The 15,190-nt window shown below is 54.6% G+C and carries 12 protein-coding genes and 1 pseudogene; 5 read left to right on the top strand and 8 right to left on the bottom strand.

Going from position 1 to position 15,190, the window contains the following annotated elements; translation table 11 throughout:
• Positions 1-16 precede the first annotated feature (16 nt).
• Together NF78_RS27730 and NF78_RS27725 are read right to left on the bottom strand one after the other, a co-directional pair.
• Positions 17-205 carry a hypothetical protein gene (locus tag NF78_RS27730; protein ID WP_035984366.1) on the bottom strand — a complete coding sequence of 63 codons (189 nt, stop codon included), beginning with the start codon at positions 203-205 and terminating at the stop codon, positions 17-19.
• 45 nt (positions 206-250) lie between these two features.
• Positions 251-520, bottom strand: a complete 270-nt coding sequence (locus NF78_RS27725; RefSeq protein ID WP_035984364.1) for an EAL domain-containing protein — start codon at positions 518-520, stop codon at positions 251-253.
• A gap of 68 nt (positions 521-588) precedes the next feature.
• Between NF78_RS27725 and NF78_RS32710 the strand changes: the two are divergent.
• Both NF78_RS32710 and NF78_RS27715 read left to right on the top strand, forming a co-directional pair.
• Positions 589-870, top strand: a pseudogene (locus NF78_RS32710) (transposase); the annotation flags it as partial.
• Between the two features lie 1,088 nt (positions 871-1,958).
• Positions 1,959-2,465 carry a 2'-5' RNA ligase family protein gene (locus tag NF78_RS27715; protein ID WP_035995009.1) on the top strand — a complete coding sequence of 169 codons (507 nt, stop codon included), beginning with the start codon at positions 1,959-1,961 and terminating at the stop codon, positions 2,463-2,465.
• A 443-nt stretch (positions 2,466-2,908) separates the two neighbouring features.
• Here the strand turns inward: NF78_RS27715 and NF78_RS27710 are convergent, their stop codons facing one another.
• Both NF78_RS27710 and NF78_RS27705 read right to left on the bottom strand, forming a co-directional pair.
• Positions 2,909-3,529: an exopolysaccharide biosynthesis protein gene (locus NF78_RS27710; RefSeq protein ID WP_035995006.1), complete on the bottom strand. Its 621-nt coding sequence runs from the start codon at positions 3,527-3,529 to the stop codon at positions 2,909-2,911.
• On the bottom strand, positions 3,530-6,388 hold the full coding sequence (locus tag NF78_RS27705; RefSeq protein ID WP_052051087.1) for a cation-translocating P-type ATPase: 2,859 nt from the start codon (positions 6,386-6,388) through the stop codon (positions 3,530-3,532).
• Positions 6,389-6,481: 93 nt separating this feature from the next.
• On the opposite strand from NF78_RS27705, the gene NF78_RS27700 reads away from it, so the two are divergent.
• Complete coding sequence (locus NF78_RS27700; protein ID WP_035995003.1) at positions 6,482-7,573, top strand: ATP-binding protein; 1,092 nt, start codon at positions 6,482-6,484, stop codon at positions 7,571-7,573.
• 306 nt (positions 7,574-7,879) lie between these two features.
• Here the strand turns inward: NF78_RS27700 and NF78_RS27695 are convergent, their stop codons facing one another.
• Positions 7,880-9,268: a restriction endonuclease subunit S gene (locus tag NF78_RS27695; protein WP_072016300.1), complete on the bottom strand. Its 1,389-nt coding sequence runs from the start codon at positions 9,266-9,268 to the stop codon at positions 7,880-7,882.
• Positions 9,269-9,482: 214 nt separating this feature from the next.
• The gene (locus NF78_RS27690) at positions 9,483-9,881 is read right to left on the bottom strand and encodes a class I SAM-dependent DNA methyltransferase (protein ID WP_035995000.1); all 399 of its coding nucleotides are present in this window, start codon (positions 9,879-9,881) and stop codon (positions 9,483-9,485) included.
• A gap of 494 nt (positions 9,882-10,375) precedes the next feature.
• On the opposite strand from NF78_RS27690, the gene NF78_RS27685 reads away from it, so the two are divergent.
• Together NF78_RS27685 and NF78_RS27680 are read left to right on the top strand one after the other, a co-directional pair.
• Positions 10,376-12,010, top strand: a complete 1,635-nt coding sequence (locus NF78_RS27685; RefSeq protein ID WP_156120019.1) for an IS481 family transposase — start codon at positions 10,376-10,378, stop codon at positions 12,008-12,010.
• A complete protein-coding gene (locus tag NF78_RS27680) occupies positions 12,000-12,968 on the top strand; it encodes an ExeA family protein (protein ID WP_035994994.1) in 969 nt (322 codons plus the stop codon). Before NF78_RS27685 ends, NF78_RS27680 begins: the two co-directional genes overlap by 11 nt.
• A gap of 59 nt (positions 12,969-13,027) precedes the next feature.
• Here NF78_RS27680 and NF78_RS28710 read toward each other — a convergent pair whose 3' ends face one another.
• Positions 13,028-13,834 carry a helix-turn-helix domain-containing protein gene (locus NF78_RS28710; protein WP_156120013.1) on the bottom strand — a complete coding sequence of 269 codons (807 nt, stop codon included), beginning with the start codon at positions 13,832-13,834 and terminating at the stop codon, positions 13,028-13,030.
• Between the two features lie 753 nt (positions 13,835-14,587).
• Positions 14,588-14,920, bottom strand: coding sequence for a glutathione S-transferase C-terminal domain-containing protein (locus tag NF78_RS27670; protein ID WP_263970727.1), 333 nt, complete (start codon positions 14,918-14,920; stop codon positions 14,588-14,590).
• Positions 14,921-15,190 lie beyond the last annotated feature (270 nt).

Here is a 15,190-nt window from a genome sequence, read left to right as displayed (position 1 = left end):
AGCGTTGCCGAGGGTTTTACCCCCGCAACAGCCGTAATCCGCTCAGGGTGACCATCACCGTTGAGCCTTCATGGCCCAATACCCCAAAGGGCAGCGTGATATTTCCGGCAAAATTGAGCCCGAGCAAACCCACCACAAAACCGAGGGCAAAGACAATGTTTTGCTTCACCACCCGCTGGGCGCGACGCCCCAAAATGTGGGACATGCTTAAACCCTTGACGTCTAGGCTATTGAGATAGTGGAAATAGCGTCACCGTGGGGTGCCAGTGCAGATTAGCGGTTGGGGGTGGCCCAGGCCGTAGCCCTGGGCAAAGTCTACGCCGAGGGCGGTGATGCAATCGAAAATGGCGGTGTTTTCGACATACTCAGCGATGGTTTTGAGGCCCATGACGCCACCGATGGTGCTGATGGCTTTGACCATAGCGTGGTCAACCTGGTCTTCGAGGATGTCTTTGACAAAGCCGCCGTCGATTTTGAGGTAGTCCACGGGCAGGGTTTTGAGGTAGGCAAAGGAGGACATTGAAGTGACCCCCGATTTTCGGACACAAGGCTAAGAGCAGTATCCTTGTTCCACAGGAGGGGGCAACTATGAGCGCAAACCGACGACAGTACACAGCTGAATTTAAGGCCAAAGTGGTGTTGCAAATGCTAATGGGAGAGAAAACGTCAGCCGAGATTTGCCGAAGCCACAAACTCCATTCCAGCGTGCTTAATCGCTGGCGAAAGGAATTTTTAGATCACGCGACCACGATATTTGAGGCCGATTCAGGCCATGAGGCTGACCAACAACGGATTGCCGAGCTGGAGCGATTGGTGGGCCAATTGACGATGAAATTAGAGATTGCAAAAAAAGCCTCGCAGTGGCTCACCTTCGACCCCGATAGCCAGGCCCTGGAGCTGTTTTTGAGCTATGTGCAGGGCCATGTAAAAGACGCCCTGACCCTGGCCCAGCGTCTGTGGCTGAGCTGTCGCGCGATCGCCCCTGACCCGCCAGGGCTCATCCAAGCCCACCAGGTGCACAGCACCATGCTCGCCCTGGTTCAAGACCTCAGCGTTACCTTTGAGGCGCTGCTGCTGCTGCTGCCACCCACCCAGGCCCGCGTGCTCGAAAGCCTGGCCCTCGACCCCACCGAAAGTCCCCAGGCCAGTGCCTACATCAAAAAGCACCAGCTCTCGCGGGGAGGCGGCCTGCAGGGTGCCCTAACCAGCCTGGAAGAAAAGGGACTGATCTATGGCCCTCAGTTTGGCTACCGCATCGCCCTGCCACTGCTCGATTTTTGGCTCCGGCAGCGGCTTCGCTAAGAAGCTATCGTCATTTTCAGCTCTATAAAATAGAGCCAGCTCGAAGTTGGTCATTGGGCTTGGTTGCAACCAGAATTTTCAGCTTGCACAGGTCATTGGCTAAGAGTTGCCGCACCAGGGGTATCTGCCAGGATCAAACTCTCCATGTTAGTTATCAACTCCCTAAAGAGCTAACAACAATCGACTCCATGAGATTAGAGTCAGATGTTCGAATCCCGGATACCTCAGTATCCGTTCTGTCTTGCTTGACCTAATTCAGCATTCCTGCTACCATTAGACCAATTTAATCCTTGACAGGAACCTTGGCTTTGTTTCTAGACTATGTAGTTGTCGAGGTTCTCCGCTAACTCGGTGGAAGGCATCGCGTTAACGTGCTTTCCTGAGCGCTTTGCTAATATAAGCCAGGCCTTCTGCTGGTGTCAAGAGGTTTGGCGAAATAAATTTTGACTCTGCTTCGGCAGTACTGCTGTAAATACTTTTTCAAGCGATAAAACCTAGGCACTGCAAGCGATGCAGGCTTGTAGCGTTTTTCTTGGATAAGGTGGAGGCGATCGCGCAGCTGTAAGGATTGTCACCAATCAAGCGTTTAGACACCAGAGGCTTGCGGCGGAGATGATGCTGTCTACTATCGTCTATCGTCGTCGAGTTCCTTTCGGATGAGTACTTCTCTGCTTTTGTCGCTGAAGTTAGACCAAGCTACGTTCGAACACGCCAACCGGTTGCGCCAGCAGCACTTCCCGCCGGAGCGGAATGTTGTGCCTGCCCACGTGATTCTGTTTCACCAGTTACCGGGCGACCAGGAAGCAGCTATTGCCCACAGTCTGAACACCCTATGTACCCAGACCCAGCCCTTTCCTCTTTCCCTGCCCTCGCTTCAGTTCCTGGGCAACGGCGTCGCCATCGGCGTTAGTTCCCCGGAGCTGATGCAAGTACACAAAACCCTGGCCTCCTCCTGGGACAAATGGCTCATTCCCCAAGATCGCCAGGGCTACCGCCCGCACATCACCATTCAAAACAAGGTGAAGCCCGAAACGGCCCGCCAGTTGTACGAAGACCTGGACGCGCAGTGGCAACCTATAACAGGACGGGGCGAAGGTCTGTTGCTGTGGTACTACCACAGAGGACCGTGGGAGTTAGCCAGGGAATTTCGCTTCGCTCAATAGGTCTCGCCCTAGGGTCTAAAAGGGGCGTTGCTGAATTGAAGTATGAACCTTGCAGCTACAGAACCTATGCGCGGCCCCCAAAATCCCCCAATGCTGGGGGACTTTGAAGACTCTGGCACCCCCCAAATTGGGGGGTGGGGGTGGAGGGCAAATCATCCCCGAATTAAGCAACGCCTTAAACCTTATACCCTTTCAAGGTAGGCCCCAGGGAAGGAGTGGTCGGGGAAAGAGAACCGTCCATGGAAGGGGGAAGTCACGTACCTGATTCATTCCTGCTTTTTCGTGACCTGCGTCAAAATTTGTCCGAGGCAACGTGGCCATCTTTTGTTATGGCCTACAGGCAGGCTAGGGATTATATATCACTTGAATAATTGGTCCCGATCAGCCCGAGGGGTGACTGGCGGGCTGAAAATTGAGCCCAGGAGGACCATGAACCTGCTGAATTAAGCGCCGCCGAACCAGTGCAGCAAGAGATCGGGCGATCGCCACAGTCCGTACCCCAGTAGCCCAAACACTGCTGTAATCAGCCCCGTTACCCCATAGCCCAACAGCATCATCACCCCGTCTGCCTCCAGGGTGGCCACCACAAAGATCAAGATGCCGATGGTGGGCAGGGGGTTGGTCATTGGCACCGGACTCATTAGCAGTAGGGTCAGCCAGCTGATGCAGGCCCCGTTGACGTGCCACACCGAGGGACTGTTCGCCAGCCGGGTGAAGCGAGGCCGCACAAACCGCTCACTAAAGCGCGTCACCCGCCGCAGGTTACCCAGCACCTGCCGCGCCAGCACAGGCGGGAACTGAAACTGGGCCACCCGTCGGGGCAACCAGGGCACTTTTCGCCCCAGGGCCATCTGGAGTGACAGCAGCAGGCAGGCTGACCCCAAAATTGTGGTAAAGCCTGGCGGCATGGGAAAGAGAAAGGGTAGCACCAGCAGGCCAATCACCAGACAGAAGCCCCGCTCGGCTGTTTCGCTCAGCACGTGGGCCAAAGTCAGCGGCTGGTGAGCCAGTCGCTCTAGCAGGGCCTTGATTTCCTGGGAAAACCGGGGCGAGGGATTGTCCATCTATTGGCGACCTTTAGCGGTGGTTAGGGCAGAGGGTCTGGGCATTTTGCGCCGTAGACTGAGCTGAATGACCAGCTTTTCGGCTTCTAGCCAGACAAACAGCAACGCGCTGACCCCAAAGCAAACGGCCAGTTCTATCCCGGACAGCGGGTACAGCCCAAAAAACCGTTGTAACACCGGCACGTACATCAGCCCCACCTGTAGGCCTGTAGTCAGCAGTACCGCGCCCCAGACAAAAGGGTTCGACAGCGGATTGAGCTGCACCGTCAACCGCGTGTCGGAGCGGGCCGCCAGGGCGTGACCCATCTGGGCCAGGCAGAGGGTGGTAAACACCATGGTCTTCCAGGCATTGGGGTCGCCAGGGTAGCCAGGGGCGTGGGTGTAACGGTAGGCCCAGCCCATCAGGCCGATGGTGAGGACCGCCAGCAGAATGCCTACCCGAACCATATAGCTACCCAGCCCCCGCGCAAAAATGCTCTCGCGAGGGTTGTAGGGCGGGCGCTGCATGACGTTGGGTTCCCCTGGCTCCATCGCCAGGGCCAGGGCGGGCACACCATCGGTCACCAGGTTCATCCACAGAATTTGCAGGGGCGAGAGGGGCACACCGCCCAGGCCGATCAGGGGCGCAGCGGCGATCGTGAGGACCTCACCGATATTGCTGCCCAGGATGTATTTAATGAAGCGGCGAATATTGTCGTAGACGACTCGCCCCTCCTCGGTAGCCGCAACGATGGTGGCAAAGTTGTCGTCCAGCAGCACCATATCGCTGGCTTCTTTGCTAACGTCGGTGCCGGTGATGCCCATGGCAATGCCGATGTCGGCCTGCTTCAGGGCGGGGGCATCGTTGACGCCGTCGCCCGTCATGGCGACAAATTCCCCCTGGCTTTGCAGCGCCTGCACGATGCGAAGCTTGTGCTCAGGGGCGACCCGGGCATAGACATTCACCTGAGGTACGGTGCGCTCTAGGGCTTCTGTAGAGAGATGGGCCAGTTCGCGCCCAGTCAGGACGGTGTCGCCGGATTGCGCAATGTCGAGGGTTTCGGCGATCGCCTTGGCCGTCAGGGGATGGTCGCCCGTGATCATCACCGGACGAATGCCCGCCCGCCGACAGGCCACTACAGCGGCGCGCACCTCAGGCCGGGGGGCATCGAGCATGCCCACCAGTCCCAGCCAGGTCAGGTTCTGCTCTTCTGCCTCCAGGTCCCCCTTGGGCGGGGTAGACAGGGGCTTCAAGGCCAAGCCGAGCACCCGCAGCCCCTGGGCCGCCAGGGCATCATTTTGGGCCAGAATCGCCTGGCGATCGCCTGCAGTCAGCGGTTCGGGACCGTCATCCCCCTGGTGCTGGCGGCATTGCTCCAGCACCAGTTCAGGCGAGCCCTTGGTAAACATCACCACCGGCACCATCGGCCAGTCCACCCCGGCCTGGGCCTGCACGACCACACTCATGCGCTTGCGCTCGGAGGTAAAGGGGATTTCGCCAATGCGGCTGCACAGGGGTTTGAGCTGCGGTTGACCCCAGCCGCCTTTGCCGGCCAAAGCCAACAGTGCGCCTTCGGTGGGGTCACCCAGCAGAGTCCATACGGTACCTGACGAACTCAGGCTGGCATCATTACACAGGGCGCTGGCCATGAGCAGCCCCTGCAGCGCCGGAGCCGCCGCTACCGAAACCGCATTCCCCCGGTGCAGGAGCTTACCGACCGGCGCGTAGCCATCGCCCATGACCTCGTAGGCTCGCCCCAGGGTGTGCACCGCCTGAACGACCATTTTGTTTTGGGTCAGGGTGCCGGTTTTGTCGGAGCAGATGGTCGTGACCGAGCCCAGGGTTTCGACGGCGGGCAGCTTGCGGATCAGGGCATGGCGGCGCACCATGCGCTGGGTCCCCAGCGCCAGGGTGACGGTGATGACGGCGGGTAGCCCCTCGGGGACAACGGCCACCGCCATGCTGAGGGAAACCTCTAGCAGGTCATCGAACAGGCTGAGGTCGCCCGTGCGCACCAGGCCCGCCACCACCACCAGAGCAACCAGGACTAAGGATCCTGAAACCAGGACGTTACCCAGCTGCCCCATCCGCTGTTGCAGCGGGGTGGGTTCCGATTCCACCCCCTGAATTAGCGTCGCGATGCGGCCCAGCTCCGTCTGCATGCCCGTTTGGGTGACCAGCACCGTGCCCCGGCCCTGGAGCACCTCGGTGCCCTGAAAAACCAGGTTGAGGCGATCGCCCAGGGCTGCCTCAGCCTCCAAAACTAGCTCGGGCCGCTTGGTTACCGCTTCGGCTTCACCGGTCAAGGCCGCCTCCCGCACCTGCAAGTTTGGAGCATCGAGCAAGCGCCCGTCGGCGGGCACCTGCACCCCGGCTTCCAGCAGCACCACATCCCCCGGCACCAGGGCCTTGGCATCCACCTCCTGCTCCTGGCCACAGCGCAGCACCCGCACCCGGGGGGAGGTCAGGGTTTTGAGCGCCGCCAGAGCTTTTTCGGCCTTGCTCTCCTGCAAATAGCCCAGCAGTCCATTGAGCAGCACGATCGCAAAAATTGCGATCGCATCCTTGGGAAAGCCCCCCTGGCGCAGATCCAGCACCAGGGACACCAGAGCTACGGCGATCAGCATCAACAGCATGATGTTTTTGAACTGGTCCCACAAAATTACCCAGGGGCTGCGGCTGACCCCCTCTTTCAACTCGTTGGGGCCATAGCTCAACTGCCGTTGCTCTACTTCACCAGGGTCCAAGCCCTCCAGGCGGGTTTCGAGCAAAGCGAGGGTCTGGGCCACGCTCAGCGTATGCCAGTGGGTTGAAACCGACCCAGACGGTGCCGCTGGCGCGGCATCGGTTGAGGCATCAGAACGGGTACTGGGAACCACAGCGGTTATTGACCTCAAAGAAAGGATGTTACGATTCCATCGTGCTCAGAAACCAAGTTATAGCACTAAAAAATAGTGCCAACAAGAAGCGCAATGCTGAATCCCTTTCTGCCGGAGACACTCATTTGTCGCGAGAGCGAGCTACAGCTGGTCTGCGACTTGGTCACCCAGGACCGCGACTTTGTGGTGACCGGGGTGCCTGGAATTGGGCGGCGCACCCTGTTGCGCAGTGCGGCTAAACGGCTGGGCGCACGCTGGCTCGAGATTGACCTGCTGCGCTGCCGCAATGCCGGGCAGTTTCTGCGATCGCTGGCTGATGCCGTGGTTAGCGCCTTTAACGAGCCCGAAGAACTGGCCCAGATTCAGCAGTGGAGCCTCAACCAACCGCTGACGTTGGACCAGTCGCTAGCTGCCCAGCCCCGTCTGACCTGGCCTCCCACCGTCGGCAAGGAGTGGTCCCTGTTTGAAGGGCTGCTCTCCCTGCCTCAGTTCCTGGCGGAGGTATTGAACTGCCAGGTGATTATTGGGTTTCACAACTTTCCCCACATTCGCTCCTGGGATCGCCAGGGCAAGTGGGAAAGTCATCTGCGCCAGGAGATTCAGCGCCAGAGCCGGGTCAGCTATGCCCTGGTGGCCACCGTGGCCGAGCCCTGGATGACCGTCAGCCACCTGCCGGTGATCGCCCTCTCCCCCCTCAGTGATGCCGATTTGCGGCCCTGGATTATGAATACCCTGGCGACGACCGGGCTCACCTTCGACCCCGATAGCCAGGCCCTGGAGCTGTTTTTGAGCTATGTGCAGGGCCATGTAAAAGACGCCCTGACCCTGGCCCAGCGTCTGTGGCTGAGCTGTCGCGCGATCGCCCCTGACCCGCCAGGGCTCATCCAAGCCCACCAGGTGCACAGCACCATGCTCGCCCTGGTTCAAGACCTCAGCGTTACCTTTGAGGCGCTGCTGCTGCTGCTGCCACCCACCCAGGCCCGCGTGCTCGAAAGCCTGGCCCTCGACCCCACCGAAAGTCCCCAGGCCAGTGCCTACATCAAAAAGCACCAGCTCTCGCGGGGAGGCGGCCTGCAGGGTGCCCTAACCAGCCTGGAAGAAAAGGGACTGATCTATGGCCCTCAGTTTGGCTACCGCATCGCCCTGCCACTGCTCGATTTTTGGCTCCGGCAGCGGCTTCGCTAAGAAGCTATCGTCATTTTCAGCTCTATAAAATAGAGCCAGCTCGAAGTTGGTCATTGGGCTTGGTTGCAACCAGAATTTTCAGCTTGCACAGGTCATTGGCTAAGAGTTGCCGCACCAGGGGTATCTGATTCTGAGGCGATCGCGCGGTTGTAATGCCCAGCTAAAAGCATTCGGAGGCGATCGCCTAGGGGAATGCGCTGCTAGATGCCTCATCGCTGGAGGTGCAGGGGTGGTGGCAGCAGTGGTTTGCCGCTGAGCCAGTATTGGCGAATGAGGCCATTGCAGAGAACTAGGGCCGCGATGGGGCTACTGTTTGCCCTTTGCTGTGGTTTTCTTAGCCCCTGCCAGTTTCTCGCGCTCAGCTCGAATGCGATCGAGCAAGACGGCAGCGGGTTCGTCGTTGGGGTCTTGGGGCACCAGTTCGCCGCGAAAGGCTTTGGCGAGAATGGATTGGTCGAGTTTTGCCAAATCTTGCTGACTTGAAAGATACTGCTTTTCAATTTCTATCAGGAAATTCAGCAAAGATTCTAGACGCCGAACAATTTCAAGTTGTTCTTGTAACGGTGGTATCAGGTGAAAAAGAGTGTATTGATTAGTAATTGGTATAAAGTCTCTAGTGGTTTGTGACTTAATTGCTTCAGTTTGCAAGATGAATTTTGGACTTACTAGAAACCACATCAAGTACTTATTATAAATAAAACTTGAATTGACTCGGTAGTAAGTTGTTTGCGGAGTTAGAACACATTCACGGTCTGCTATTGCGACCCTACCAACGCTTCCTTTATGAGTAAAGATAACGTCTGCTTTCTTTGCAAACCCCACCCTCAATTTTTCCAAGGGTTTTCCGGAAACTTTGTATGCGCCTTCATAATCAATTTTGAAATCTTTTACTTGGGCAGCGGTAATGAACGGTAATCCCTCCTCAGTAAAGTCGCTAACCTTTGGATGACTACCTCCATGATTGCCATCCTTTAAGTCGATAATTCCCCCTGCTCTTATGAGTTCCGCTGCAGAGGCTATTATCCAGGTTTCTGGATATATCCAGTTTTCAGAAATTTCTGGTTTAGCAACTTTTTCTGGTACTCCTCGCCTAACTTTTCGATGCTTATTTTGCTCAATTAACATTTCTAAAGCATTAAGAGCAGGCTCAACATCGGGGTTTTGTTCGCGCCATTCGGCGGTGAGGTCGCCGCGAAACGCTGCCGCCAAAACCGACTGCCGAAACTGATCCAGCAGCTCGGGTATTGCCTCAAGAGCCTCCCGCGCCTTCCGGCTCCGCGCCGTCAATTCCTCAATCTTCTCCACAATCCGCCGCTGCTCATTAAGCGGCGGCAAAGGTAGCTGCATGGAACGAATTTGCTTCATTGACAGTGAACTTTGTGTCACTGCCTTTGATGTTGTCTGAATAGCACTTTTCCCTAAAGGAGATCTTATGAAATGCAGTAAGTATTTAGCATCTTCAATGCGATTTGAAATAACTATCTTTCCCACATTTGGACCCAGATGATATCTCGCTCCATCACTTGGCAATAAGGCTACTTTCCCAGGTGTCCCAACATACGTTATTAATAGATCGCCTGGTTTTAGTTGCGAGCGAGGTAAACCCAATGAGGTTTCAAGGTCTATAAATTTAAAGTTTTCTGCTTTAAAAAAACCATCGCCAACATTTAGACCCCTAACTGTAGCGGCTTGCAAACGAGATCGCCCATGCTCGCAAACGGTGCGATTTTGAGCTCACATTAAATGACAATGGTTGGGCCGTCATGCTTACATTAAATGAGAGCAGCAAGAGCCGCTCATCCTCGGTTAGCTCAGCCCAGCGCTTGCTCTCAAAGCGGTCAGCGATGAATTGGCAAATCAATGATATAAAAGAGTAGATCTCTTAATTCCCTTGATCTACTGTCCGAATCTAAGGGTTCACTTCACTCACCTCGCTCTCGATACCGTGGAGCATCAGGTTCATCAGCAATAGGCGGTGGGCATCCTGCACCAGCTCCATGCCGTAGAGCGCCTGATGAATTTGAAACGATTGGTCGGCCTCCGATAGCTCAAACAGGTCATCGGTGCGCTGCTTGATGTAGCGATCGGCGGCAATCAAAAAGCCACCGGTGCCCGCCGCCGGGTCTTGAATCAACTCCCCCGGCTGGGGCCGCATCAGCGCCACCATGCAGTCGATCAGCGCTCTGGGCGTAAAGTACTGCCCCGCCCCCGATTTTTTCTCTTCCGCGTTCTTTTGCAGCAGCCCCTCATACAGGTCGCCCAGGCCCTCTTCCCCTAACTGTAGCGGCTTGCAAACGAGATCGCCCATGCTCGCAAACGGTGCGATTTTGAGCTCACATTAAATGACAATGGTTGGGCCGTCATGCTTACATTAAATGACAATGGGCTCAGATTAAATGACAACGGCTCGCAAACCGTGAGTTCGGCTCACATTAACTGACAATGGCTCGAAAGCCTTCTATAGAGGGCAATTTGGCTACTAAATCTCTGGCTGGCTAGCTGCTCGGTTGGCAACTACTCCAATTTTTCAGCATCCTCTCAAAGTCTTGCTAGGACTGCATCGAAGGTGGCTAACATGCTCAAAAGTGCAGACGATGAGACTCACGAGTTTACGGCCTTTAAGGTACCTGGCTAATGGCCAATTCAATCCAGATTTAGGCCAGTGTTCTCAGCCGCTACGAGACTCACTCTGAGACCCTGAAGCAGCCTATACTGCTAATTATCTTTGGTATCGCTTTTCCCAAGTCTTCTGCTAGCAACGTTCGCGATCCTCGGTGAGTGGCTGCCATGGGTCACCGTCAGATCCCCACTGAAGCGATTCTAGACCTTCGGCAACGGCTAGAGCAGTTGCCGCCCCAGAGTGCTGAGCGCCGTCACCTGGTTCAAGATACCGCTCAGCTCTACGACGTTTCAGAAAGCACCCTCTATCGGGCTTTGCGCCGCGTCTCTCGCCCCCATACCTTGCGACGGTCTGACCATGGCCAACCCCGGGTTATGCCCAAGCCTACCCTGGAGCGGTACTGCGAGGTGATTGCGGCCATTAAGCTCCGCACCTCGAATAGCAAAGGACGGCATCTCTCCACGGGCGAGGCCATCCGACTGCTTGAGGACGTCGGGCTTGATACCCCAACGGGGTTTCTCCAAGCCCCCAAGAATCTTCTGAAACGACCAACCGTCAATCGCTATCTCAAACAGTGGGGGTACGATTATCAAACCCTAAAGCGGCAGCCTCCTGCCGTGCGATTCCAAGCTCGTTACAGCAATGAATGCTGGCACTTTGACCTGAGTCCATCAGATCTTAAACATGTCAAAGCCCCTGCCTGGATTGAGCCGGGTCGTGGACATCCTCTGCTCATGCTCTATAGCGTCGTAGATGACCGCAGCGGTGTGGCCTATCAGGAATACCACGGGGTCTATGGCGAAGACGTGGTGGCGGCCTTACGGTTTTTGTTCGCGGCGATGAGTCCCAAGCCCACTGAAAACGTCCCCTTTCAAGGCATTCCCCGGATGCTCTATATGGATAACGGCCCCATTGCTCGCAGCCTGGTGTTTCAGAAAGTGATGGGCTATCTCGGGATTGAAGTGCGTACCCATATGCCCAAAGGCAAGGACGGCAATCGGGTTACGGCTCGGGCAAAAGGGAAAGTAGAGCGGCCTTTCCGCACTGTCAAAGAAATGCACGAAACGCTCTACCATTTTCGGGAACCCGAAACCGAAGTCGAAGCTAACGCTTGGCTCATGCGGTTTCTCTTGCACTACAACAGCAAACCTCATCGCAGTGAATCCCATTCACGGATGGAGGACTGGCTCGCCAATATTCCCCCTACCGGTATTCGCGAGATGTGTTCCTGGGAGCGGTTTTGTACGTTTGCGCGGGAACCCGAACGGCGGAAAGTCGGCATTGATGCACAGGTCACCATCGAGGGCGTGGCCTATGAGGTAGAGCCGGATTTGGCAGGAGAAACCGTAGTGCTCTGGTGGGGCTTGTTCGACAGTGAGCTTTATGTTGAGCACCAAGACAAACGATATGGTCCGTATACGCCCATTGGTGGCCCAATCCCCCTCAACAAATACCGAAGTTTTAAGAAGACGAAAACGCAACAGCGGACGGAGCGGATTGAGCAATTGGCCAAGCAGCTGGCATTACCTGCAACCGCCGATACCCCAGTTACGTTGCCCGCTTTATCCTCGGCTGAAACTCAGCCCTCGACCCAACCATTCATTGACCCTGATCCGTTCCACGAGATTACCTTCCCTAATGTGCTGGTGGCCAAACGAGCGATTGCCGATGAACTGGGACGTCCCCTTGCTAAATTGACCCCTGAGCAGCTGGCTGAAATTGATGATATCTTGGCGCAAAGCTTAGACAAGCAAACGGTTCTGCCCCAGATTCGAGCCTTATTCAAACCCACCCCCGGGAGGTTCCATGCTAAGTGATGTCATGGAGTATTTTGGCCTCAAGACGCCCCTGAACCAGGTGGGCTTTTTCGAGACGCCCCAACACACGCAGCTAATGCGAGAGCTTAAATTGGCCATTCGCCAGGGAGGGTTGATAACGGTGACAGGGGTTGTGGGGTCTGGCAAAACGACCCTGCTCCGACAGCTTCAGATTGAACTTAAACGCGAGAAAGAAGTGATCCTCTCCAGTTCACTGGCTGTAGACAAAAACCGGGTCAACTTAGGCACCTTAATCACGGCGCTATTCTTCGATCTCGCCACAGAACGAAACTTTAAGTCTCCCAGTCAACCAGAGCGGCGAGAACGCAAACTGCTGGAGCTGATTGAGAAGTCCCACAAGCCGGTTGTGCTAATTGTGGATGATGCTCATGACATCCACAGCCAGACGCTGGTGGGACTGAAGCGATTGATTGAACTGGTGCAAGACCGGAATCGGGTTTTGGCTATCTTGTTAGCAGGGCATCCCAAACTAAAGAACGATTTACGTCGTCCAACTCTGGAGGAAATTGGAGCACGGGCTTCAACTTTCACGCTAGAGGGCATTCGAGGCCAACAGCTGCCCTATATTCAATGGCTCTTAAAAGAATGTTCTGAACAATCCCCAGATAGCTTGGTCCATGAAGACGCCGTAGCCCTATTGGCTGAAAAGCTAATGACACCCCTACAAATCAAGCATTACCTCAGACTTGCTTTTGAAGAGGCTCACCAGGTCGGTCTCAAACCTGTCTCTGTAGATGTCATTGAAGCAGTTTTATCGCAAGGCCTTAACGACCTAGAATCCAAGCTAGTGCGACATGGATATAGTGCCAAGGTCCTGGCTAACCTTCTCAATGTCAGACCTACAGAGGTTCGCTCCTTATTTCACGGACGTCTGCCACCCGGAAGAACTCAGGAACTCCGAGACCAGATGTTGAGCATTGGCATTCTAGTGTCATAGTAAAGGGCAAATCGAAGCATTAAAGGGGTGTTTAATACTAAGGTATCTATTGCCTATCACTACTGAGGTTGCAATTGTCCTATCTTAGAAAGCTCATTCGCGAAGTATTCCCGAAAAGACTCTAACCCACCTTCCTCATCCCATTTTTCATGAAAAGATTGAAATGCCGTGAATTCATGGGGGATACCATCGAAGATATGGATATTAAAACCTAAAACAGTTTCTCTGGAAGGTAGCCCCTCCCAATCCTTCATTTCAGGTTGCCACCAAACAATTTTGACGTATCGATTAAACCAGCCTCCTTTCTCATAAGGCTTGTCATCCAAAACCTCAACGATATGGGTGATCTTGCCGTGTTGAGTCAAAGCCATTAAATCACCTGATTCCAACTTCTCTGAGCCCTTCTGCTTAAATCCCAGAGGAACAATGGTGAGTCCATTCTGTTGAATTATTTTTTCGTTTGGGCCAGCAAGTAGTTCCGGATCTTTCAGTTCATCAGGAGATAAAGCCCATTTATGCTTCCACTCCTTAGGAAAAGGAGGAGTTACAACTTTGATCCACTTTAGACGAGAGAGATTCATGTCATTTTCCTTGTATTGTGAACTAATATTTAGATCCGATGGAAACTCAATCCCAAGGTCTAGCACCAAAAGATCTTCAATCTTCTCCAAAAGGTCATAATTGATAGTCTCAGCGCCCCCTTTTTCCAACTTGTACCAGTAGGTAGACGTGATATCCAGTTGCCTGCATATCTCCAGCAGACTCATATCAGATGCTTTACGAGCAGATAACAGCTGCTTCGAAAGTCCTGGCACTTCAACTTCTTGAACTTTTCTGACCCTCATCATCACAAATTCCTTTGTCACCCTGAGTCTCATCGGCTCTGAATAAACCATAAACTATAAACTTATAGTTGTCAATAACTACAAGTTTATAGTTTATGGTCGCTGCTAGATCTAGCTCTACCCGCTCATGTGCTTGGGTGGAAAGATTACGGAGTGCGGGAACCCTCGTGAAAAGCTTTGGGGATATTCGCAGTTTATGTGAGCCGAACGTACCGTTTGCGAGCGGTTGTCATTTGATCTGAGCCCATTGTCAAATAATGTGAGCCCGGTACCCTCACCATTGTCAGTTAATGTGAGCCCCAAATCGCACCGTTTGCGAGCATGGGCGATCCCGTTTGCGAGCCGCTACACCTAACAACTCTCACTTCGCCTATCTCTTGATAATTGAAATAATTTGTGAATTCAAACCCTGCAAGTTTAGTGACGTCTGCTATGTCACTAATAGTTGTTAGTATCATCGCGGCAATATCTGCCTCTGCTCAGTTACGAGAGATTGGCAGTAGTGGGCAACCAGCAACCCCCAAAGATCGTCGGCATCGCGATCGGAAGGAAAGGGTAGTTGCACAAGTCGAACCGCTGTAACCGCTGGTGAGCTAACGACTGTTTTATTTTAACCAGCCTGGCGGAGACCGTTTGAGCCACACAGCTTTGCGCAGCTTTTTGGCCCCTTGCCCTAGCCGGGGACCAGTGGGCAACAGCAGCCCCTGCTAAAAACCCAGCCCATTGTCTCAATCGATAGCGTTGTCGTCCATCACACCCAACGTTGCGTGCCGTTCAACTCAAAAGCTCATATTTGCCGCCCCGCTCCAGGGCTTTTTGGTAGGCCGGGCGGGTGTGGATACGATCTAAGAATGCCATGAGTTTGGGGCGGCTGGCGTCTAGCCCCGCCCGAGTTGCCGCCGCCTCTAGGGGAAAGCTGAGCTGAATGTCGGCGGCGGTAAAGTCTTCCCCAGCAAACCAGGGGCTCTTGCCCAGTTCCGCCTCCATAAAGTCGAGGTGCTGAGTAATTTGAGGATTGATAAACGAGTCTTTAACTTTGCTGACGATTCCTCGGGCGACGGGTTTGGCAAAGAAGGGAGATAGAGGCCAAAGCCTTCGGGATAGCACTTGAAGGTCAGATCCACCTGCTGGAATTTCCCGCGACAGGTAAAGCCCTTTTGACACAGATCTCTGAATCGAGTCACGATCACTGACTGAGTCGAGAATTCACCCAACGGTAGGGCCAGCCAGACCACGGCCTGATAGCGACTGGGCAACTGTTCAAGTTCGGCGATTACCCCCAACGCTGCCGCCAGTTTATAAACCGCCTGCTCATACTTTTTAGCGGACAGGCTATTCATCTCCAAGAACGCTTTAGCCGCTTCACCCACCATTACT

The organism is Leptolyngbya sp. KIOST-1, from assembly GCF_000763385.1.
In the GTDB taxonomy this organism is placed as follows: domain Bacteria; phylum Cyanobacteriota; class Cyanobacteriia; order Phormidesmidales; family Phormidesmidaceae; genus Nodosilinea.
This window is presented reverse-complemented; position numbering and strand designations above follow the sequence as displayed.